Below are 19,804 nucleotides of genomic sequence, written 5' to 3'. Positions count from 1 at the left end.
CTTCTACGCATGTAGATCAATGCTTAAGCACATCTTTTGATCGTATGTAACATATTGTTTTTTAAACTACTTTTTTCAGTTAACCACAGAAATAGCGATCCCTAGTAGTAAATCTAATAAAAGATCTTTAAATAAGATCATATATATATAACTAATTAAGATCCTTTTTGATCGTCACTGAAAATTGATCATTTCTTCTGAGCCATTAAATCGGTAGAATACACTCCCCCCTAAAGCAGGGGTCTTCTAGGTTTGTGGGGTCAATCAGATGTTCTTTAAACAACAATTCGATGTCATCGTTATTGGCGGTGGTCATGCTGGCACTGAAGCCGCGAGTGCAGCAGCACGTATGGGTCGTAATACCTTGCTGCTTACGCATAATATTGAAACATTAGGACAAATGTCCTGTAACCCAGCGATCGGTGGGATCGGCAAAGGACATCTGGTCAAAGAAATTGATGCCATGGGTGGGATCATGGCGAGAGCCGCTGATCGCGGTGGGATCCAATTTCGAACCCTCAATTCCAGCAAAGGCCCTGCAGTGCGAGCCACAAGAGCTCAAGCTGATCGGTTACTTTACAAAGCTGCTGTACGTCAAATGCTTGAGAACCAACCGAATTTATCACTGTTTCAACAAGCTTGTGATGATTTGATTATCGAGAACGATCGTGTCATCGGCGTTGTGACGCAAAGTGGCTTGAAGCTGTATGCAAAAACAGTTGTGCTCACAGTGGGCACATTTTTAGCGGGTCGAATTCACATTGGTTTAGATAATTATGCAGGTGGTCGAGCGGGCGATCCACCCGCTCAGCGTCTTGCGGAACGGCTGCGTGAACAACCATTTCGAATTGATCGCTTAAAAACTGGAACACCACCACGCATCGATGGACGAACCATTGATTTTTCAGTGATGCAAGAACAACTAGGCAACGATCCTGAACCGGTCTTTTCGTTTATCGGTGATCGCAGCGAACACCCGCAACAGATCCCTTGTTATATCACTCATACCAATCTCAAAACCCATGAGATAATAAAAAATGGGTTGGACCGTAGTCCAATGTTTACGGGCGTCATTGAAGGAGTTGGTCCTCGCTATTGTCCTTCGATTGAAGACAAAGTGAACCGCTTTGCCGATAAAGATAGCCATCAGATATTTATCGAACCTGAAGGGTTAACCACCCATGAAGTTTATCCAAACGGTATTTCCACAAGTTTACCGTTTGATGTTCAAGTTGATATTGTTCACTCGATCAAGGGATTAGAAAATGCGCATATTTTACGAGCAGGTTATGCTATTGAGTATGACTATTTTGATCCACGTGATTTGAAAATGACGTTGGAGAGTAAGTTTATCCAAGGGTTATTTTTTGCTGGCCAGATCAACGGTACCACGGGTTACGAAGAAGCCGCCGCGCAAGGCATGATCGCAGGGTTAAATGCTGCGCGCAGCGCTTGGGATGAGGAAGGTTTTGCTCCGCGTCGCGAGCAATCTTATGTTGGGGTGTTAATTGATGATTTAGCCACCCTAGGAACGAAAGAACCCTATCGAATGTTTACCAGCCGCGCCGAATATCGTTTATTGCTGCGCGAAGACAACGCGGATATCCGTTTAACTGAAATTGGCCGCCAGTTAGGCTTAGTGGATGATCACCGTTGGCAGTTATTTAATCAAAAACAAGAATCTGTGGAGTTAGAGCGTCAACGCCTGCGCGATACACTCGTGCATCCTCATACACCAGGGATCGAAGCGCTCAATCCATTGCTGAAGAGCCCGCTCAATCGTGAGCATCGATTAGAAGAGATTTTGCGCCGCCCCGAGATGACATACGCTAAACTGATGTCGGTGGAGTTATTTGGGCCGGGTTTAACTCAACCAAATGCTGCTGAGCAGGTAGAGGTTCAAGTTAAATATGATGGCTATATCAAACGCCAACTGGATGAGATTGAAAAATCTCGACGCCATGAACAAACTTTGCTTCCAGGTGATTTAGATTTTAGCCAAATCAGCGGTTTATCAAATGAAGTTGTGGCTAAATTAATAGCTTCTCGGCCGGAAACCATTGGCCAGGCTTCACGCATTTCTGGAATAACACCTGCGGCTATTTCACTATTGTTAGTCTATTTGAAAAAGCATAATTTGGTGCGTAAATCTGCATAAAGGTGATCGGGTGCTAAAATCATTATTGGAATCATTGCTGGATGAAGCAATGATTCAATTATCACCAACCCAAGTCGATCAGCTACTAGCGCTAGTTGGGTTACTAGATAAATGGAATAAAGCGTATAATTTAACCTCGGTGCGAGACCCCAAGGCGATGTTAACCCGGCACATTATGGATTCTTTAGTGGTCAGTTCACATCTGCAAGGACAGCGTTTTATTGATGTGGGAACAGGACCTGGGCTTCCTGGGTTACCTCTGGCTATCGCTAACCCAGATAAGCAGTTTGTACTGCTGGACTCGCTAGGAAAGCGGATTCGTTTTATTACCCAAGTGTGTCATGAGCTTAAATTAACCAATGTCACCGCAGTGCAAAGCCGCGTTGAAGACTATCACGATGAAGTTGGATTTGATGGCGTTTTAAGTCGGGCCTTCGCTTCATTGAGTGATATGTTACAGTGGTGTTCTCACTTGCCGGCGAATCATGGTAAATTCTATGCGTTGAAGGGGATTATACCTGAGTCGGAAATTGCAGAGTTGAGTGCTGAGTTTGCCTTGTCGAAAGCCATTGAATTATATGTGCCTCGACTTGAAGGTGCGCGTCATCTCGTTATCATTGATCAAATTTCACATTAGACAGAGAGTGCCTGTGGGTAAAGTGATTGCAGTTGCCAACCAAAAAGGCGGAGTCGGCAAAACAACGACCAGTGTCAATTTGGCAGCATCTATGGCAGCGACCAAAAGAAAAGTGCTATTGATTGATCTCGATCCGCAGGGCAATGCCACCATGGGTAGCGGTGTCGATAAATATGAAGTGCCTAAAACCAGTTATGAATTATTGGTTGACGAAGAACCTATCGATGATGTTTTAGTGCACGAAACATCAGGGGGCTATGACTTGCTCGCAGCAAATTCTGATGTCACCGCCACCGAAATTAAGTTGATGGAATTTTTTGCCCGTGAGGTCCGCTTGCGTAACGCCCTGGCGCCGGTGCGAGATAGGTATGACTATATCTTTATTGATTGTCCGCCATCGCTGAATATGTTGACGGTGAATGCTATGGCTGCAGCTGATTCGGTGTTGGTGCCGATGCAATGTGAGTATTATGCGTTGGAAGGGTTGACCGCATTAATGGATACCATTGGCAAGTTAGCTGCAGTCGTGAATCCCGATCTTAAAATCGAAGGGATTTTGCGTACTATGTTTGATCCGCGTAACCGTCTCGCCGCCGATGTTGCCGCGCAGCTCAAACAGCATTTTGGCGATAAAGTTTACCGAACTGTGATCCCGCGCAACGTCCGTTTAGCGGAAGCACCCAGTTTCGGAAAACCGGCAATGTACTATGACAAAAATTCAAATGGTGCTAAGGCCTATCTTGCTTTAGCTGGTGAAATCATCCGCCGTCAAGAATCCAATAAACAAACGCAGGTTGCAAGTTAAGTATGGGAGCTGATTCATCAATGTCGCCTCGTAAACGTGGTTTAGGTAAGGGACTGGATGTACTGTTAAGTACTAGCCATTCAGCACGCCAGCGAGAGCAGGCTCAACAAGACACCAATAGCGCAGATGCGGCGCACAGCGATAAGACGCTGCGTGCATTACCTATTGAATGGTTACAACCTGGGCGCTATCAACCCCGTAAAGATATGGCCAGTGATGCCCTTGACGAGTTAGCCCAATCGATCAAAGCACAAGGCATAATTCAACCGATTATCGTGCGCTCAGTCGACTATCAGCGCTATGAAATTATTGCTGGAGAACGTCGTTGGCGTGCCGCGCAGTTGGTTGGTATGCATGATGTTCCATGTCTTGTCAAAGATATCGATGATAATGCGGCTATTGCCATGGCGCTGATTGAGAATATTCAGCGAGAAGATCTCAATGCAATGGAAGAATCGATTGCTTTACAGCGTTTATTAAGTGAATTTTCACTGACACATCAACAAGTTGCTGATGCAGTAGGAAAGTCTCGTACAGCGATTAGTAATTTGTTGCGGCTCAACAGTTTAACCGATGAAGTAAAGTTACTGCTCGAACATGGCGATATCGAAATGGGTCATGCGCGGGCGCTGTTAGCATTAAAAGATGTGCAGCAGATTGAAGCTGGACGCATCATTGCTGGCAAATCGCTCACCGTTAGAGATGCTGAAAAATTGGTTAAGAAACTCCTCAATCCAGTCCCTGCTACTCCAGCTATCTCAACTGATCCCGATGTTGAAAGATTACAGCAACGGTTATCGGAACAACTTGGTTCTGTTGTAAAAATACAACAAACAAAACAAGGACAAGGAAAACTAGTGATTAATTACACATCATTAGCTGAACTAGATCAACTTATCAATAAGTTTAACTAAAATAAAACATTTGTTATGTAGTTTAATTTCTATTATCTGTATGAATCATATAAATCTGTAATAAATTGACATGTGTCAACATATCAACTACGCGACAGGTTGAATATAGGAACGGCTGGTTTCTATTGATGAAATAGGCCACTTGTATAACGTGAAAGTTATATTTGTGACAAAAAACTTTGCATTGTTAACAAGATTGCAATGGTAATTTAGCAACGTATAATTGCAATCTTGTTGGTAGCAGGAATGCTTCTGACTTGATGCTAGCTGGGAGTAATACAGTGCCGAAACGATTTGATGAATATACGCGAAGCCGCGTGGTTCGCCTGATAGGTTTCCAAGCCTGTTTTGTCTGCCTAGTAATATTAGGACTGATTCTTTTTATGCAGAGTCAAATTGTTTTCTCTGTATTTGTGGGGTTTGTCATATTTTTTATCCCAAACTGGTTATTTATATTGTTTTCTTATCGAAAATATAACGTCAAAGAGCCGGTACAAGCGATAAAAAATATTTATATTGGTCAGGCTATGAAGCTGGCATTGGTGGTAGGGCTGGGTGCTTTATGTATACATTGGTTCACAATTAATAGTTTGGCATTCCTACTAGCTTTTATTGTGAGTATACTGGCGCACTGTTTGACGTTGTTACTTATTTTTCAAAGAAGATAACTTAAGGGTGGGACTTATTGTATGGCTGCAACTGGAGAAACGATGACTTCTGCTGATTACATCGGACACCACTTGCATAATTTACAAATGGGTTCTGGGTTTTGGCAATTAAACGTTGATTCGTTATTTTGGTCGGTTGCATTAGGTGTGCTTTTTTTGTGGATATTTCATCGCTTCGCAAGTAAAACCACCGTTGGTGTACCGGGTAAGTTTCAATGTTTTCTGGAGATCATTGTCGAGTTTGTGGATGGTTCTGTTAAAGATATTTTCCATGGTCGCAATAAATTAATTGCGCCGTTATCTTTAACCATTTTCGTCTGGGTTTTCCTGATGAATTTGATGGATCTTATCCCCATTGACTTTATCCCATACATTGCCGAACACTGGCTCGGATTTAAATTTATGCGTGTTGTGCCGTCGGCTGATGTCAATATTGACATGTCGATGTCGTTAGCCGTTTTTGTATTGGTTATTATCTATAGCTTGAAAGTGAAAGGCGTCGGTGGATTTATCAAAGAACTGACTATGCAACCTTTCAATCATTGGGTGTTTATTCCAATTAATTTTATTTTGGAAATGGTTTCATTGCTGTCAAAACCGTTATCTCTTGGGCTGCGGTTGTTCGGAAATATGTATGCCGGTGAGTTGATCTTTATTTTGATCGCTGCACTCCTTCCGTTTTGGGCGCAATGGATCTTGTCTGTTCCGTGGGCTATTTTTCACATTCTTATCATTACATTACAAGCGTTTATCTTTATGGTCTTGACGATTGTTTATCTATCGCAGGCATGTGAAGATCACTAATTTTTAAACTCTATTGTTTGATTAACATAGTCGGTAGAAACTGGAGAAACAAATGGAAAATTTGAGTTTTGATATGTTGTACTTAGCTGCAGCTCTTATGATGGGTTTTGCTGCAATCGGTGCTGCTGTTGGTATCGGTATTTTGGGTGGTAAATTCCTGGAAGGTGCAGCGCGTCAACCAGATATGATTCCACTACTACGTACCCAATTCTTTATCGTAATGGGCTTGGTTGATGCGATTCCAATGATTGCTGTTGGTTTGGGTCTGTATGTCATGTTTGCGGTGGCCCATTAACCTAGAATGCTATCGATTGATATTACATTCATTTTTTTAAGAGAGGTATTGCAGTGAATATCAATGCAACCATCCTCGGCCAGGCTATCGCTTTTATTCTATTTGTCTGGTTTTGCATGAAATTCGTATGGCCGCCGATTATGAGCGCCATCGAGAATCGTCAAAAGGCTATTGCCGACGGTTTAGACAGTGCAGAACGGGCGAAAAAAAATCTGGAGTTGGCTAAAGCCAAGTCTGCAGATCAGCTGAAAAGCGCAAAAAACGAAGCGGCCGTCATCATTGAACAGGCAAGTAAACGCAAAGCCCAACTCATTGATGAAGCGAAACAAGAGGCTATCACTGAGCGGGAAAAAATTATCGCTCAAGGGCAGGCTGAATTAGAAGCCGAACGTAATCGACTTCGTGAAGAGCTACGTGCTCAGGTTGCTGCGTTGGCCATGCAAGGGGCGGAGAAAATACTTCGGCGCTCGATTGATGCTGATGCCAATAGCGATATCATCAACAAGGTGCTCGAAGAGCTGTAGAAAGGGGAAGAGTTTATGGCTGAACAAAGAACCATTGCTCGCCCTTACGCGAAAGCTGCGTTTGAGTATGCCGTGGAGCATCAGGCGATCGATAAATGGAGTGACATGCTGGATTTTGCCAGTTTAGTCGTTCAAGACCCCAAAGTGGAAGAGTATTTATCGAACGCGGATAAAACCCAACTGATGGCGGATTTATTCGTCAATATTTGTGGGGAACAGCTCGATGAGCATGGCCAAAACCTGATTCGGGTGATGGCCTCAAATAAACGCTTAGGAGTCCTTCCTTCAGTCTGCGAACAATTCATGGCGTTCCGAGCTGAACACCAAAAAGAGATTGTTGTGCAAATTGAAAGTGCAGCTGAACTGTCACAGTCGCAGCTGCAAGATTTAACTCGCGCGTTAGAGAAACGGTTTGCGCGAAAAGTGCAGCTAGAATGCAGTGTCAACAGTGACTTGATCGCCGGTATGGTGATTACCGCTGGCGATACAGTGATTGACAGCTCTGTAAAAGGGCAACTGACTAAACTGTCTGACACGCTTAAAGCGTAATTGGGGAATAGAGCATGCAACTGAATTCCACTGAAATTAGCGAACTGATCAAACAACGTATTGAACAGTTCGAGGTTGTAAGTGAAGCTCGTAATGAAGGGACTATCGTTTCAGTTAGTGACGGTATTCTACGTATTCATGGTCTTGCAGATGTCATGCAAGGCGAGATGATTGAGCTTCCTGACAACCGTTATGCAATCGCACTCAACCTAGAACGAGATTCTGTGGGCGCGGTTGTGATGGGACCTTATGCTGACTTGGCTGAAGGTAACAAAGTTAAAAGTACTGGTCGTATTTTGGAAGTTCCGGTTGGCCGTGGTCTGTTAGGACGTGTGGTCAATACCTTGGGACAACCAATTGATGGTAAAGGTGCGGTTGAACACGATGGGTTCTCAGCTGTTGAAGTGATTGCCCCTGGGGTAATGGCGCGTAAATCGGTTGATAAACCTGTTCAAACTGGTTTGAAAGCCATTGACTCGATGATTCCAATTGGCCGTGGCCAACGTGAACTTATCATTGGTGACCGTCAAACGGGTAAAACAGCGATTGCTATCGATGCCATTATTAACCAGAAAGATTCTGGTATTAAATGTATCTATGTTGCGATTGGACAAAAAGCATCAACTATTGCGAACGTGGTTCGACAGCTTGAAAAATACAGTGCAATGGCTTACACCACGGTGGTTGCCGCTTCTGCATCCGATACGGCTGCGCTGCAATATCTAGCACCCTATGCAGGTTGCGCCATGGGCGAATATTACCGCGATCGTGGTGAAGATGCGCTGATCATCTATGATGATTTGTCTAAACAAGCCGTTGCATATCGTCAAGTATCACTGTTACTGCGTCGTCCGCCAGGTCGTGAAGCTTATCCTGGGGATGTTTTCTATCTGCACTCTCGCTTGTTAGAACGTGCTGCGCAGGTTAGTGAAGCTTATGTTGAAGAGTTCACCAAAGGTAAAGTGAAAGGTAAAAGTGGTTCATTAACTGCACTGCCTATTATCGAAACCCAGGCCGGTGACGTTTCTGCATTTGTACCAACCAACGTGATTTCGATTACTGATGGGCAGATCTTCTTGACCACGCAGCTGTTTAACTCAGGTGTTCGTCCTGCGGTTGACCCTGGTATTTCAGTGTCTCGCGTTGGCGGTGCTGCGCAAACTAAGATCGTTAAAAAGCTTTCTGGCGGGATCCGTACTGCCTTGGCGCAATATCGTGAATTGGCCGCATTTGCTCAGTTTGCCTCTGATCTAGATGATGCCACTCGTAAACAGTTGGATCATGGTAAAAAAGTGACCGAACTGATGAAGCAACATCAATTTTCACCTCGTTCAGTAGCTGATCAAGCTTTAGCGCTGTTTGCGGCTGAAAAAGGCTTTTTATCTGATGTTGAAGAGAACAAAATCGTCGATTTTGAAGCGGCTCTGCTGGCGTATGCCAAAGCAGAACATGCAGAATTGTTAGCCACTATCAATGAGAAAGGCGATTACAACGATGAGATCGAAGCGAATCTTAAAACGTTAATGGACGCGTTCAAATCGACTCAAACTTGGTAATCCATCGATAGGAGCATAACTGTATGGCTGGCGGAAAAGAGATTAAAGGTAAAATCAGTAGTGTAAAAAACACACAGAAAATTACCAAAGCGATGCAAATGGTTGCCGCCAGTAAGATGCGTCGCTCTCAAGGGCGTATGGAATCTAGTCGTCCATACGCTAATACTATGCGCAAAATGATCGGTCATATCGCACTGGGTAAGCTCGAGTATAAACATCCTTATACGATTGAACGGCCAGCTAAGCGCGTCGGTTATATCATTGTTTCCAGTGACCGTGGGTTGTGCGGTGGCTTGAACGTGAACTTGTTTAAAAAAGCACTTTCAGATATGAAAGAGTGGCGCGACAAAGGTGCTGAGGTTGATTTAGCACTGTTAGGTTCAAAAGCGACTGCTTTTTTTAACGTTCATGGCGGGAATGTGGTTGCCCAAAACTCTGGGCTAGGTGATAAACCTGCGCTTGATGAGTTGGTTGGGACGGTGCGTGTGATGTTAGACGCTTACGATGAAGGTAAACTTGATCGTCTGTATCTAGTGTATAACCAGTTTATCAATACCATGGTTCAGCAACCGAAGATTGATCAAATTTTGCCACTGCCTAAAGCAGATGACCCTGAAATAGCATCGCGTAATTGGGATTATATTTATGAACCTGATGCGCGGGATATTCTGACGACTTTAATGTCTCGTTATGTTGAGTCTCAGGTCTATCAGGCGTCTGTGGAGAACTTGGCATGTGAACAAGCAGCTCGCATGATTTCAATGAAAGCTGCAACCGATAATGCCAGCAGTCTGATAGACACTCTGCAATTGGTCTACAACAAAGAACGTCAGGCCGCCATTACCCAAGAACTGACAGAAATTGTTTCAGGGGCTGCAGCGGTATAAGGGCAGCTAAGCTAAAAGAATTTAGAGGAATCAACATGAGTAACGGTAACATCGTCCAGATTATTGGCGCTGTTGTGGACGTTGAGTTTCCACTGGACAGTGTGCCTCACGTCTACCATGCGTTGAAAGTCGAAAGTGCCGATCTGGTACTGGAAGTTCAGCAGCAAATTGGCGGTGGTGTTGTGCGTTGTATCGCTATGGGCACATCAGATGGCCTAGTACGTGGTATGGAAGTGAGCAATACTGGCGAGGCAATTAAAGTACCGGTTGGTGAAGGCACTCTAGGACGGATTATGAACGTCTTGGGTGAATCTGTGGATGGTTTTGGCGAAGTCGAAGCTGAAGAAAAATATGTGATCCACCGCGCCGCACCAACCTATGAAGAGCAGTCTAGTTCGATTGAACTGCTTGAAACTGGCGTAAAAGTGATCGACCTGATTTGCCCATTTGCCAAAGGTGGTAAAATTGGCTTGTTCGGTGGTGCGGGTGTCGGTAAAACCGTCAACATGATGGAACTTATCAACAACATTGCAACTGCTCACTCAGGTTTATCCGTATTTGCAGGGGTAGGTGAACGGACCCGTGAAGGGAACGACTTCTACTACGAAATGAAAGAATCTGGCGTTATCGATAAAGTTGCGATGGTATACGGTCAGATGAATGAGCCACCAGGAAACCGCTTGCGCGTTGCACTGACTGGTTTGACCATGGCGGAAAAATTCCGTGATGATGGTCGTGATGTGTTGTTATTTATCGATAACATCTATCGCTATACCTTAGCTGGGACTGAAGTATCAGCACTGTTGGGGCGGATGCCATCAGCGGTAGGTTATCAGCCAACATTGGCTGAAGAGATGGGCGTTCTACAAGAGCGTATTACATCGACTAAAACGGGTTCGATCACATCGATTCAAGCGGTTTATGTGCCTGCGGATGACTTAACTGACCCATCGCCAGCAACAACCTTTGCCCACTTAGATGCAACGGTCGTATTGTCACGTAATATTGCTTCCCTTGGCTTGTATCCAGCCGTTGACCCACTGGATTCAACCAGTCGTCAATTGGACCCATTGGTTATTGGCCAAGAGCACTATGATGTTGCTCGCGGTGTGCAGTCGATGTTACAGCGTTATAAAGATCTTAAAGATATCATCGCTATCTTAGGGATGGATGAGCTGTCTGAAGATGATAAGTTGGCCGTGGCGCGTGCTCGTAAAATTGAACGTTTCCTGACCCAGCCTTATCACGTTGCAGAAGTCTTTACTGGTGATCCAGGGATCTATGTCTCTCTTAAAGATACGATTCGTGGATTTAAAGGCATCTTAAACGGTGACTACGATGATCTTCCAGAACAGGCCTTCCTGTACTGTGGTGCTATCGAAGACGCAGTTGAGAACGCTAAAAAAATCTAATCTCTCCGCTTAGGGGATAGAGGAGGCTATCATGGCAGCAATGACAGTCCATCTGGATGTGGTTAGCGCCGAGGACAAAATGTTCTCAGGGTTGGTTGAAAGTATTCAGGTGACCGGTCAGGAAGGGGAACTGGGCATTCGTTATGGCCATGCTCCATTGCTGACTCCGATTAAGCCCGGTATGGTACGTATCGTCAAACAACATGGCACACCTGAAGTGATCTACTTATCCGGTGGGATCTTAGAAGTGCAGCCAAATTTAGTGACGGTGCTGGCCGATACAGCGATTCGTAGTCAAGACTTGGATCGCAGTAAAGCTGAAAAAGCAAAACAATCAGCGGAAGAGCGAATTAATAACCCGCATAATGATATTGATTATGTGCAGGCACAAGGCGAGTTGATGAAAGCTCTCGCGCAGTTACGTGTACTTGATTTGGTAAAAAATCGCTAATCCTTCTTACTGAAGCTTAATACAACGAATAAAAAGGTAACCCGCAACGGTTACCTTTTTTCGTTTTATCATCATGCTTTTTAAGATGTCCCTCAGTGCAGATTAATCTAGCTGTTGATAAGAAACCGTGGTTTGGATTAATTGATAAGTTGTTATAATCAGTTGGTTTATCGATTTGAATAATCTTTGGAGTTTTCCATGAGCTTAAGTGTGGTTATCCTCGCAGCCGGCAAAGGTACCCGGATGCATTCTCGTTTACCCAAAGTACTCCATCCTATCGCTGGCAAAGCGATGGTGCAGCATGTGATAGATAGTGCGCGTGCGCTAGGCGCGAGTTCAATCCACTTAGTTTATGGGTATGGTGGCGAGCAATTAAAAACGGTTCTTTGCGGCGATGATCTAAACTGGGTGGAACAAAGTGAACAGCTTGGAACTGGCCATGCGATGTTACAAGCTGCCCCGCAATTTACCGACGATGATGTGGTGCTGATGCTCTATGGTGACACACCGTTGGTGGAAGTGGCTACGCTTGAAAAACTCATTGCCACTAAACCTAGCGATGGCATTGCGCTATTAACAGTGGTACAAAGCGATCCAAGTGGCTATGGTCGTATTGTTAGAGATGAGCAAGGTCAGATATGCGCCATAGTCGAACACAAAGATGCCAGTGAGGCTGAGCGAGCCATTGACGAAGTAAACACCGGGATCATGGTAGCCAGTGGCCGAGATTGGAAATACTTCTTAAGCCAGCTGAGTAATGACAACGCGCAGCATGAATATTATGTTACCGATGTGATTGCGATAGCGGTTCAAGAAGGGCGTAGCGTGACCAGCGTGGTGGCTCAATCAACCGATGAAGTTGCTGGTGTGAATAGTCGTGTGCAGCAAGCCGAATTAGAACGCGCCTATCAGCGTAAGTTGGCCCATAAATTATTGGAATCAGGTGTGACCTTAATGGATCCTCAGCGCTTTGATTTGCGCGGCTCACTCGAGCATGGCCAAGATTGCATCATTGATATCAACTGTGTCTTCAGTGGCCGCGTTGAGCTGGGTCAACGCGTACAAATTGGCGCTAATTGCGTACTGAGTGATTGCGTGATTGGCGATGATTGCATTGTAAAAGCCAATACAGTGATCGAAGGCGCGACGCTTGAAGCGGGAAGTTCAGCTGGGCCATTTGCGCGTATGCGTCCAGGGGCAAAATTGGCTGAAGATGCGCATATTGGTAACTTTGTTGAGATGAAAAAATCCACATTGGGCCGAGGTTCTAAGTGTGGTCACTTAAGTTATTTGGGGGATGCAACAGTGGGGGCTAACGTCAACATTGGTGCTGGCACTATTACCTGCAATTACGATGGTGTGAATAAATTCAAAACGATTATCGAAGATGGTGCCTTTATCGGCAGTGATAGTCAGCTGATTGCGCCGGTGCGGGTGGGGAAAAATGCCACTATCGGAGCTGGTTCAACAATTAGTAAAGATGCCCCCGCCGAGCAATTGACGATCTCTCGAACACGGCAAACATCGCTGAGCGGTTGGCAGCGCCCTGTTAAAAAATCATAATCGATCATCCCAATAGATAAGGTGTTTTGTATGAGTATTCATGTTGTGACTGAGCGAGCGCAGGTGGTGTTACTGCAACCTGGGTTAGCGCCGCTGTTGGCTGATTATCGACTTCGCAATCGTGATCATCTGGGTCCATGGGAGCCGCCTCGCAGTGAAGCTTATTATTCTCTCAAACAGACCCGTGAGAATGTGGCAGGGATGTTGATGCTTTATGAGCAGGGCGCTGGTATGCCGTTGGTGGCACTGGATCGATCGGGTCAACAAGTGATTGCAACCGTTAATGTTTCAAATATTGTGCGAGGTATTTTTCAGGCGGCTCATCTAGGCTATGGCTTAGATGCAACACTGCAAGGGCAAGGGTATATGCGCGAGATCTTAAGCGCTGCGATCCCTATGATTTTCAAGCAGCTTAAGTTACACCGTTTGATGGCAAACTACATACCGACGAACCATCGTAGCGGCGCAGTCCTGAAACACCTTGGTTTTACAGAAGAAGGGTTAGCTAAAGATTATCTATTTATTAACGGCCAATGGCGAGACCATATTCTCACCGCCAAAGTAAACCCTGATTTTCGATTCTAGTCGACATCCTGCTCGTATTTTTCTCACAACTTGCTGAATTTTTAGTTCAGTAAGTTGATCTTATCTTTCGATGTGTCTATAGTAACTTTCAGTTTGAAACTTAAAGTTACAGGTTTATGGCAAAGCGAAACACCCAACAGCGTCGTCGACTCATTATTGAGAAACTTAATCGTCAAGGTGAAGTTAAAGTTGATCAATTGGCCCAACAATTTAATACCTCTGAAGTAACTATCCGCAAAGATCTGACTGAACTTGAAGAGAGTGGTTTATTACTGCGCCGTTACGGCGGGGCGATTCCGCTGCCGAGTGAGTTATTATTGGATGCAAATGAGCCGGAAGTTTCGATTCGAAAGAAGTCGATTGCTAAAACTGCTGCGCGACTAATCAAAGACCACCATCGCATTATTCTCGATTCTGGCTCTACTACCGCTGCTTTACTGCCTGAACTGAGTGATAAGCAAGGGTTAGTAGTGATGACTAACTCATTGAATATTGCGGGTGCATTGCGTGAGCTAGAAAACGAACCCGTCTTATTGATGACCGGTGGAACGTGGGATCCTCACTCAGAGGCCTTTCAAGGCAAAGTTGCCGAAGAGGTCCTTAAATCCTATGACTTTGACCAACTGTTTATCGGCGCAGATGGTTTAGATGTGGAGCGCGGAACCACCACTTTTAATGAATTGTTTGGCTTAAGCCAAGTCATGGCACAGGTTTCTCGGGACGTGGTGGTGATGGCTGAATCCAACAAAATTGGTCGTAAGATGCATAATGTCGAATTGCCTTGGCAACAGATCCGAATATTGGTTACCGATCATAAGATAGCAGATGCAGACCGCCAAGCGATTGAAGCGCATGGGGTGCAGGTTATCGTAGCAAACGAATTATAAATACTATAACGAATTGATTAAATATGAGGAGATAGATATGTGTGGAATCGTCGGCGCAGTAGCGCAGCGAGATGTGGCTGATATTTTGGTTGAAGGGCTACATCGTTTGGAGTATCGCGGTTATGACTCGGCAGGGGTCGCTACGATTACGTCAACCGGTGAACTTAAGCGGCTGCGCCGTTTAGGGAAAGTACAGGCGCTTAAAGATGCGCTTGCCCAAGAGCCACTATCAGGCGGTACCGGTATTGCGCATACGCGTTGGGCGACTCATGGCGAGCCTAGCGAGCGCAATGCTCATCCACATGTTTCATGTGAAACCATAGCAGTCGTGCATAATGGCATCATTGAAAACCACCAGCCGCTACGGAAAATGCTGCAAGCTAAAGGGTATCAGTTTGACTCCGATACGGATACAGAGGTGATTGGTCATTTAATCTATGAACTGCTTAAAACTCACCACTCACTGCGTGAAGCGGTACAAGCAGCCAGCCTGCAATTAGAGGGTGCCTATGGCATGGCCATCATGGACAGGCGAGATCCCAGCCGCATTATCGTAGCCCGCTCTGGTAGCCCGTTGGTGATAGGTTTTGGGATTGGCGAAAACTTTGTTGCTTCTGACCCAATTGCGTTGTTGCCCGTTACTCGCCGTTTCGCCTATCTTGAAGAGGGCGATGTAGCTGATATCACTCGCCAAAGCGTGATGATTTTTGACTGTCACGGTACACTCGTTGAACGCGACGTGGTTGAGTCAAGTGCTTCTAATGATAGCGGCGACAAAGGCCTGTATAAGCACTTTATGGCTAAAGAAATTTATGAACAACCTACCGCTCTACAGCAAACCTTAGATGGACGAATTAAGGCAGGCCGTGTGCTGGATGATGTGTTCGGCGCGCAGGCCCGCGATATTTTGCCACAAATTGAGCATGTGCAGATTATCGCCTGTGGTACCTCCTATAACTCAGGAATGGTTTCGCGCTATTGGTTTGAAGCCCTCGCAGGTGTGTCGTGTAATGTTGAAATTGCCTCCGAGTTTCGTTATCGCCACTCATTTGTTCCTAAAAACAGCTTATTAGTCACTCTTTCCCAAAGTGGTGAAACCGCCGATACATTGGCGGCGATGCGTCTTGCTAAAGAGATGGGGTATAAAGCCTCTCTCACGATCTGTAATGTGGATGGTTCCTCATTAGTACGCGAGTCAGATCTCGCCTATATGATGCGTGCTGGCGTTGAAATTGGTGTTGCATCGACCAAAGCATTTACCGTACAACTGGCCGCGTTGCTGATGCTGGTGGTGAGTATTGGTCGTCACAAAGGGATGTCGACTGAGCAAGAGCAACAGATTGTCAGTAGCTTGCAAAGCCTACCCGCAAAAATTGAACAAACTCTAACGCTAGATAGCGAAATTGAGAAGCTCGCTGAAGAATTTGCCGATAAGCAGCATAGCCTGTTTTTAGGTCGTGGCAGTCAGTATCCGATTGCTCTAGAAGGCGCGCTGAAGATGAAAGAGATCTCCTACATTCACGCCGAAGCATACGCCGCCGGTGAGCTCAAACACGGCCCACTTGCATTGATTGACTCTGAAATGCCAATCATCGTCGTGGCGCCGAATAATGAATTGCTTGAGAAACTCAAATCCAATGTGGAAGAAGTGCGCGCGCGCGGCGGTTTACTCTATGTGTTTGCCGACAAAGATGCTAATTTCCAAAGCGATGCTACGATGAAGGTGATTAATTTGCCTCATGTGGATGAGATCATCGCCCCAATTATCTACACCGTACCCACTCAGCTACTGGCTTATCATGTCGCGCTTATCAAAGGCACCGACGTTGATCAGCCCAGAAACCTAGCCAAATCAGTGACAGTGGAATAACCGCAATGATCCGCTTCTACAAGTGTGTGATTATATAATAGTTTGATGTTTTTATGCCTCCTGCTAATGTCCATTTAGACAGGAGGCTTATTTATGCGTGATTCAGAAAGACCGCTAGATCAAAGTGATGAAAAACGACTTAAAACCAGAGGTTTAGGCTCTAGTCGTTCGTATGAGCCTTTCATCAAAGTTCACGAAATAAGCAGTAAAGGTGAGAGTTTTCGTATTTTAGGAAGAAACTCAACTCGCCTTCATCATTTGCTTTCCCGTCTTGAACTCTCCGCTTTTCTTGTTTTTGACCGATACCAACCAACGACTGATATTAAAGAGCAGTACCCTTTACCTATCGTTGATAGCTTAAGTATTTGTGAGCGATTGGGTATAAAGCATCCTCAGATAGCAGGAAAACTTCAGGGCGCGAGCATACTTTGTTCAATTTATAACCCAAATAATACCCGTGCCCGATAGTCATCGCTCCAACCCGCTTTTTTGAGTTTACTCTTCTGGCTTGGTGCACCACAGTCGCTCTGCTTGAGCATGTTCATCACGAACCGCCTAAACAAAGCGATATTTTCTACCGCGCTATCCAGCGTTATTCTTGAGCTTGATCACTGATAGGACCAAGAAGCAGTTGACCAATCCCCAGACTCAATAATGTTACGGCCAAACTCAGCTGGATAACTATTGTAGGACTTTGCAACTGATTGGCCATTTCTGGCAAAGCTAGCAAGTAAATATCAGTGCATAAAGGGCCCTGTGTTGCAAGGAGGGAGCTCCAGGATCTTTGAATTTACTGTCTGGCGCTTTTCTCATATTTGACTGTTCCAGCTTGATTTAAATCAATATACATAACTAGGAAATGTAAGATTATTAACTATACGATATCGTACAGTTATTATTGATCAACAATTCATACAAGCATTAGTGGAATTGATAGAAAGACCGTCTAGGTCAGGCTGAATGACAAATAAAGAGGATATGATAGTGAAAAAGTATATTGTAACTGGGGTGGATGGACAGTTGGGGTCAAGGGTCGCAGAGAATATGGCGCAACAAGCGGATGCACAAGACTTGTTATTCACATGTAGCCGCATGGATAGAGTGCTTCGACCTAACATGGAAAGGTGGCAAAACCTTGGCATTAGTATAATAGAAGCCAATTATGATAACGAACTACAGCTGCTCAGTGCCTTCGAAGGAGGGGAGAGGTTGTGGATGGTCTCGAGTGTACTGAATGGGCCCGAGCGTATCAAGCAACATAAGAGAGTGCTTGATTGTGCAAAAAGAGCCGGGATACAGCATATTACTTACACGTCTTTTATCGGAGCAGATAAAGAAAACTATACTCAATATGTACTCCCTGATCATACTTGGACCGAAATGTACCTGCACCAACTCGGTGTCTCGTTTAATGTCATGCGTAATAATCTTTATCTGGAAAACTACTTCACGAACTCCCTGCTTATGGCCCATTTGTCTGATTATCGTTGGTGTACAACAGCAGGTGAGGGAAAAGCGACATTCATCGCTAAAGATGATAGCGCTAGAGTTGGCGCGGCGCTGCTGCTGGGTAAAGGCGAGGTTAATCAATCTTACGATATTACAGGAGTTTCCATTAGTGAGCGTAGTATTTGTGAATTGATTTCGGACTATTCGGGCATCCCTTATCAATATATACCAATGGATAATGAGGCGTTTTATCATTACCTCGATTCACTGCATATTCCTCACGCCACTGATGGGGATTATTCGAAATCTCCAGTGCCATGGTGCAGCAATGATATGGTAACCAATGAAAGAGCAATATCGGATGGATTAATGGATGTGAATAGTAACAATGTAGAGTTGCTAACGGGGATGCGTCCGACTAACCCAACACAACTATTACCAATGTATAAGTTTGTTTGGGAGAAACAGTTAACCAACTATTGGGTGATGTCCTCGATGATTCATTAAGTGTGAGTAGGCATGATCGAATAAGCTTTGATTGGAGTTGTATCGAGAGGGGAGCACTAGCCATCATATCGAACCGTTGATGGATAGATTAAACTCTCTAACTTGGCAAGCATTGAACTAGTGTCTGTCTATTTTGGGTGGGCATTTTTTGAAAGGCATGGTGAAGAGTTATAATTATTTCGCCAAAAACAACTACACCATGCCTGAATAATGTTAACCGACAATGATGGACACTGTCCCTTCAAATAGCGAAAAGCACTGATCCCGTCTATGAAAAACCTGTGGAGGTCATTCGACAAAGGTTATGGCAGTATGCTGTTCAGTAAATATGTAAAGCTTTAAAGGCCGAGAGACCGTCATTGCTAAGCGAAATTATGAGCCATATATAGATAAAAGCAGTATGGAGTGGTGACTATGTCAGTCTCGCCATTTAGTTGAAAGTGCCTCTGATCGAATCAATAATTATCTTTCAATTTCAACAAAATATGACAAAATTAGAGAATACTATGTCAGTATGGTATCACTGGCATTTATATTAATGCGGCTACCGATGTATTGCTGATTAATCGTTGCACAGCAAAGATCAACAGACCCTAGTATAGGAAAAGGATGCGTAAGAAAACTTTAGCCAAGAGGCAGACATTCATTCATGCTGCGGGGGATTTGTTTCTTGAACGTGGTTTTTTTGGTGTAACAATGGAGGCTATTGCTCTCAAAGCGAATGCCTCCAAGATGACATTGTATAACTACTTTTCTTCTAAAGATGACATTTTCAAAGCGTATATCGTTGAAGTCGGTGTTGGGAGCGATATGAGTTTACTGAGTTCCCTTGAGTTTAAACCGGATGTCAGGGCTGTTTTATATCATCTTGGAATTGCCTATCTGGCTTTTGTGACTAGTCCTGACGTTGTTTCGTTAGAGCGTTTAGTTATCGGAGAGGCGGGACGCTCTCCTGAGTTAGCTCATGTATTCTATGAAAATGGCCCTAAGAAAATATTGGTGATCATGTCGCAAGTGATACAAGAATTGATGGATGAAGGTTTGCTATGCCACTGTTATATTACTGATTGTGTCCTTGATTTTCAGGCATTATGCAGTTCCGGGGTGGCAGAGAAGTGCCTTTGGAATATTGAGTCACCTCCTGAACTTGATGTGCAAAAAGAAAAAGTGAAGAGAGCTATATCGATTTTTACCCAACATTATTCACCTACTGCCTGATTAAATTGTGTGATTCATAGACACGGGCATAATTCTGTTTTCATTTCAGTACACTGCGTCCACCC

At 44.6% G+C, this 19,804-nt stretch carries 20 protein-coding genes and 2 pseudogenes; 21 read left to right on the top strand and 1 reads right to left on the bottom strand.

Annotated features, from left to right (window positions below; genetic code table 11):
• Positions 1 to 268: 268 nt before the first annotated feature.
• The 18 genes from mnmG to ABUE30_RS12725 all read left to right on the top strand — a co-directional run bounded on the left by mnmG (position 269) and on the right by ABUE30_RS12725 (position 17,033).
• A complete protein-coding gene (gene mnmG, locus ABUE30_RS12810; RefSeq protein ID WP_408624188.1) occupies positions 269 to 2,158 on the top strand; it encodes a tRNA uridine-5-carboxymethylaminomethyl(34) synthesis enzyme MnmG in 1,890 nt (629 codons plus the stop codon).
• Between the two features lie 49 nt (positions 2,159 to 2,207).
• Complete coding sequence (rsmG, locus tag ABUE30_RS12805; RefSeq protein ID WP_408624355.1) at positions 2,208 to 2,795, top strand: 16S rRNA (guanine(527)-N(7))-methyltransferase RsmG; 588 nt, start codon at positions 2,208 to 2,210, stop codon at positions 2,793 to 2,795.
• A gap of 13 nt (positions 2,796 to 2,808) precedes the next feature.
• On the top strand, positions 2,809 to 3,600 hold the full coding sequence (locus ABUE30_RS12800) for a ParA family protein (RefSeq protein WP_408624187.1): 792 nt from the start codon (positions 2,809 to 2,811) through the stop codon (positions 3,598 to 3,600).
• A gap of 20 nt (positions 3,601 to 3,620) precedes the next feature.
• On the top strand, positions 3,621 to 4,514 hold the full coding sequence (locus tag ABUE30_RS12795; protein WP_408624186.1) for a ParB/RepB/Spo0J family partition protein: 894 nt from the start codon (positions 3,621 to 3,623) through the stop codon (positions 4,512 to 4,514).
• A 281-nt stretch (positions 4,515 to 4,795) separates the two neighbouring features.
• Entirely contained in the window at positions 4,796 to 5,182 is a 387-nt protein-coding gene (locus tag ABUE30_RS12790; RefSeq protein WP_408624185.1) for an ATP synthase subunit I, read from the top strand.
• 21 nt (positions 5,183 to 5,203) lie between these two features.
• Positions 5,204 to 5,986, top strand: a complete 783-nt coding sequence (gene atpB / locus ABUE30_RS12785; protein ID WP_408624184.1) for a F0F1 ATP synthase subunit A — start codon at positions 5,204 to 5,206, stop codon at positions 5,984 to 5,986.
• Positions 5,987 to 6,038: 52 nt separating this feature from the next.
• Entirely contained in the window at positions 6,039 to 6,281 is a 243-nt protein-coding gene (gene atpE / locus ABUE30_RS12780) for a F0F1 ATP synthase subunit C (protein ID WP_408624183.1), read from the top strand.
• A 53-nt stretch (positions 6,282 to 6,334) separates the two neighbouring features.
• Positions 6,335 to 6,805: a F0F1 ATP synthase subunit B gene (atpF, locus tag ABUE30_RS12775; protein ID WP_408624182.1), complete on the top strand. Its 471-nt coding sequence runs from the start codon at positions 6,335 to 6,337 to the stop codon at positions 6,803 to 6,805.
• A gap of 15 nt (positions 6,806 to 6,820) precedes the next feature.
• Positions 6,821 to 7,354, top strand: coding sequence for a F0F1 ATP synthase subunit delta (atpH, locus tag ABUE30_RS12770; protein ID WP_408624181.1), 534 nt, complete (start codon positions 6,821 to 6,823; stop codon positions 7,352 to 7,354).
• 14 nt (positions 7,355 to 7,368) lie between these two features.
• The gene (gene atpA, locus ABUE30_RS12765; protein WP_408624180.1) at positions 7,369 to 8,910 is read left to right on the top strand and encodes a F0F1 ATP synthase subunit alpha; all 1,542 of its coding nucleotides are present in this window, start codon (positions 7,369 to 7,371) and stop codon (positions 8,908 to 8,910) included.
• A 23-nt stretch (positions 8,911 to 8,933) separates the two neighbouring features.
• Complete coding sequence (atpG, locus tag ABUE30_RS12760; RefSeq protein WP_408624179.1) at positions 8,934 to 9,797, top strand: F0F1 ATP synthase subunit gamma; 864 nt, start codon at positions 8,934 to 8,936, stop codon at positions 9,795 to 9,797.
• Between the two features lie 35 nt (positions 9,798 to 9,832).
• Positions 9,833 to 11,209 (top strand): F0F1 ATP synthase subunit beta, encoded by a 1,377-nt coding sequence (gene atpD / locus ABUE30_RS12755; RefSeq protein ID WP_408624178.1) that lies wholly within the window; start codon positions 9,833 to 9,835, stop codon positions 11,207 to 11,209.
• Positions 11,210 to 11,240: 31 nt separating this feature from the next.
• Positions 11,241 to 11,660 carry a F0F1 ATP synthase subunit epsilon gene (locus ABUE30_RS12750; RefSeq protein ID WP_408624177.1) on the top strand — a complete coding sequence of 140 codons (420 nt, stop codon included), beginning with the start codon at positions 11,241 to 11,243 and terminating at the stop codon, positions 11,658 to 11,660.
• A gap of 198 nt (positions 11,661 to 11,858) precedes the next feature.
• The gene (gene glmU / locus ABUE30_RS12745) at positions 11,859 to 13,223 is read left to right on the top strand and encodes a bifunctional UDP-N-acetylglucosamine diphosphorylase/glucosamine-1-phosphate N-acetyltransferase GlmU (protein ID WP_408624176.1); all 1,365 of its coding nucleotides are present in this window, start codon (positions 11,859 to 11,861) and stop codon (positions 13,221 to 13,223) included.
• Between the two features lie 30 nt (positions 13,224 to 13,253).
• On the top strand, positions 13,254 to 13,808 hold the full coding sequence (locus ABUE30_RS12740) for a GNAT family N-acetyltransferase (protein ID WP_408624175.1): 555 nt from the start codon (positions 13,254 to 13,256) through the stop codon (positions 13,806 to 13,808).
• 116 nt (positions 13,809 to 13,924) lie between these two features.
• The gene (locus ABUE30_RS12735; protein ID WP_408624174.1) at positions 13,925 to 14,695 is read left to right on the top strand and encodes a DeoR/GlpR family DNA-binding transcription regulator; all 771 of its coding nucleotides are present in this window, start codon (positions 13,925 to 13,927) and stop codon (positions 14,693 to 14,695) included.
• Positions 14,696 to 14,732: 37 nt separating this feature from the next.
• Entirely contained in the window at positions 14,733 to 16,565 is a 1,833-nt protein-coding gene (gene glmS, locus ABUE30_RS12730; RefSeq protein WP_408624173.1) for a glutamine--fructose-6-phosphate transaminase (isomerizing), read from the top strand.
• A gap of 93 nt (positions 16,566 to 16,658) precedes the next feature.
• Positions 16,659 to 17,033, top strand: coding sequence for a PDDEXK family nuclease (locus ABUE30_RS12725; RefSeq protein ID WP_408624172.1), 375 nt, complete (start codon positions 16,659 to 16,661; stop codon positions 17,031 to 17,033).
• On the opposite strand, the pseudogene ABUE30_RS12720 reads toward ABUE30_RS12725, so the two are convergent.
• Positions 17,003 to 17,170 (bottom strand): annotated as a pseudogene (locus tag ABUE30_RS12720) (ISAs1 family transposase); the annotation flags it as partial. The gene ABUE30_RS12725 and the pseudogene ABUE30_RS12720 sit on opposite strands and share 31 nt — an antisense overlap.
• A 379-nt stretch (positions 17,171 to 17,549) precedes the next feature.
• Between ABUE30_RS12720 and ABUE30_RS12715 the strand changes: the two are divergent.
• The 3 genes and pseudogenes from ABUE30_RS12715 (at position 17,550) to ABUE30_RS12705 (ending at position 19,739) form a co-directional block, all read left to right on the top strand.
• Complete coding sequence (locus ABUE30_RS12715; protein ID WP_408624171.1) at positions 17,550 to 18,521, top strand: NmrA family NAD(P)-binding protein; 972 nt, start codon at positions 17,550 to 17,552, stop codon at positions 18,519 to 18,521.
• A gap of 294 nt (positions 18,522 to 18,815) precedes the next feature.
• Positions 18,816 to 19,083: pseudogene (locus ABUE30_RS12710) on the top strand (IS5/IS1182 family transposase); the annotation flags it as partial.
• Positions 19,084 to 19,130: 47 nt separating this feature from the next.
• On the top strand, positions 19,131 to 19,739 hold the full coding sequence (locus ABUE30_RS12705; protein WP_408624170.1) for a TetR/AcrR family transcriptional regulator: 609 nt from the start codon (positions 19,131 to 19,133) through the stop codon (positions 19,737 to 19,739).
• Positions 19,740 to 19,804: the final 65 nt, after the last annotated feature.

The sequence above is a fragment of the Celerinatantimonas yamalensis genome (assembly GCF_046054155.1).
Classification (GTDB): Bacteria; Pseudomonadota; Gammaproteobacteria; order Enterobacterales; family Celerinatantimonadaceae; genus Celerinatantimonas; species Celerinatantimonas yamalensis.
The sequence above is the reverse complement of the archived record's forward strand: the minus strand, read 5'-3'. Positions and strand labels throughout refer to the sequence as shown.

What these genes read in the sequence shown, in the direction of transcription:
- mnmG (WP_408624188.1), top strand. Translation starts at nt 269, where the DNA reads ATGTTCTTTAAACAACAATTCGATGTCATCGTTATTGGCGGTGGTCAT.
- glmU (WP_408624176.1), top strand. Translation starts at nt 11,859, where the DNA reads ATGAGCTTAAGTGTGGTTATCCTCGCAGCCGGCAAAGGTACCCGGATG.
- ABUE30_RS12705 (WP_408624170.1), top strand. Translation starts at nt 19,131, where the DNA reads ATGCGTAAGAAAACTTTAGCCAAGAGGCAGACATTCATTCATGCTGCG.
- atpG (WP_408624179.1), top strand. Translation starts at nt 8,934, where the DNA reads ATGGCTGGCGGAAAAGAGATTAAAGGTAAAATCAGTAGTGTAAAAAAC.
- atpB (WP_408624184.1), top strand. Translation starts at nt 5,204, where the DNA reads ATGGCTGCAACTGGAGAAACGATGACTTCTGCTGATTACATCGGACAC.
- rsmG (WP_408624355.1), top strand. Translation starts at nt 2,208, where the DNA reads ATGATTCAATTATCACCAACCCAAGTCGATCAGCTACTAGCGCTAGTT.
- glmS (WP_408624173.1), top strand. Translation starts at nt 14,733, where the DNA reads ATGTGTGGAATCGTCGGCGCAGTAGCGCAGCGAGATGTGGCTGATATT.
- atpE (WP_408624183.1), top strand. Translation starts at nt 6,039, where the DNA reads ATGGAAAATTTGAGTTTTGATATGTTGTACTTAGCTGCAGCTCTTATG.
- ABUE30_RS12795 (WP_408624186.1), top strand. Translation starts at nt 3,621, where the DNA reads ATGTCGCCTCGTAAACGTGGTTTAGGTAAGGGACTGGATGTACTGTTA.
- ABUE30_RS12735 (WP_408624174.1), top strand. Translation starts at nt 13,925, where the DNA reads ATGGCAAAGCGAAACACCCAACAGCGTCGTCGACTCATTATTGAGAAA.
- ABUE30_RS12740 (WP_408624175.1), top strand. Translation starts at nt 13,254, where the DNA reads ATGAGTATTCATGTTGTGACTGAGCGAGCGCAGGTGGTGTTACTGCAA.
- ABUE30_RS12725 (WP_408624172.1), top strand. Translation starts at nt 16,659, where the DNA reads ATGCGTGATTCAGAAAGACCGCTAGATCAAAGTGATGAAAAACGACTT.
- atpH (WP_408624181.1), top strand. Translation starts at nt 6,821, where the DNA reads ATGGCTGAACAAAGAACCATTGCTCGCCCTTACGCGAAAGCTGCGTTT.
- atpD (WP_408624178.1), top strand. Translation starts at nt 9,833, where the DNA reads ATGAGTAACGGTAACATCGTCCAGATTATTGGCGCTGTTGTGGACGTT.
- atpA (WP_408624180.1), top strand. Translation starts at nt 7,369, where the DNA reads ATGCAACTGAATTCCACTGAAATTAGCGAACTGATCAAACAACGTATT.
- ABUE30_RS12750 (WP_408624177.1), top strand. Translation starts at nt 11,241, where the DNA reads ATGGCAGCAATGACAGTCCATCTGGATGTGGTTAGCGCCGAGGACAAA.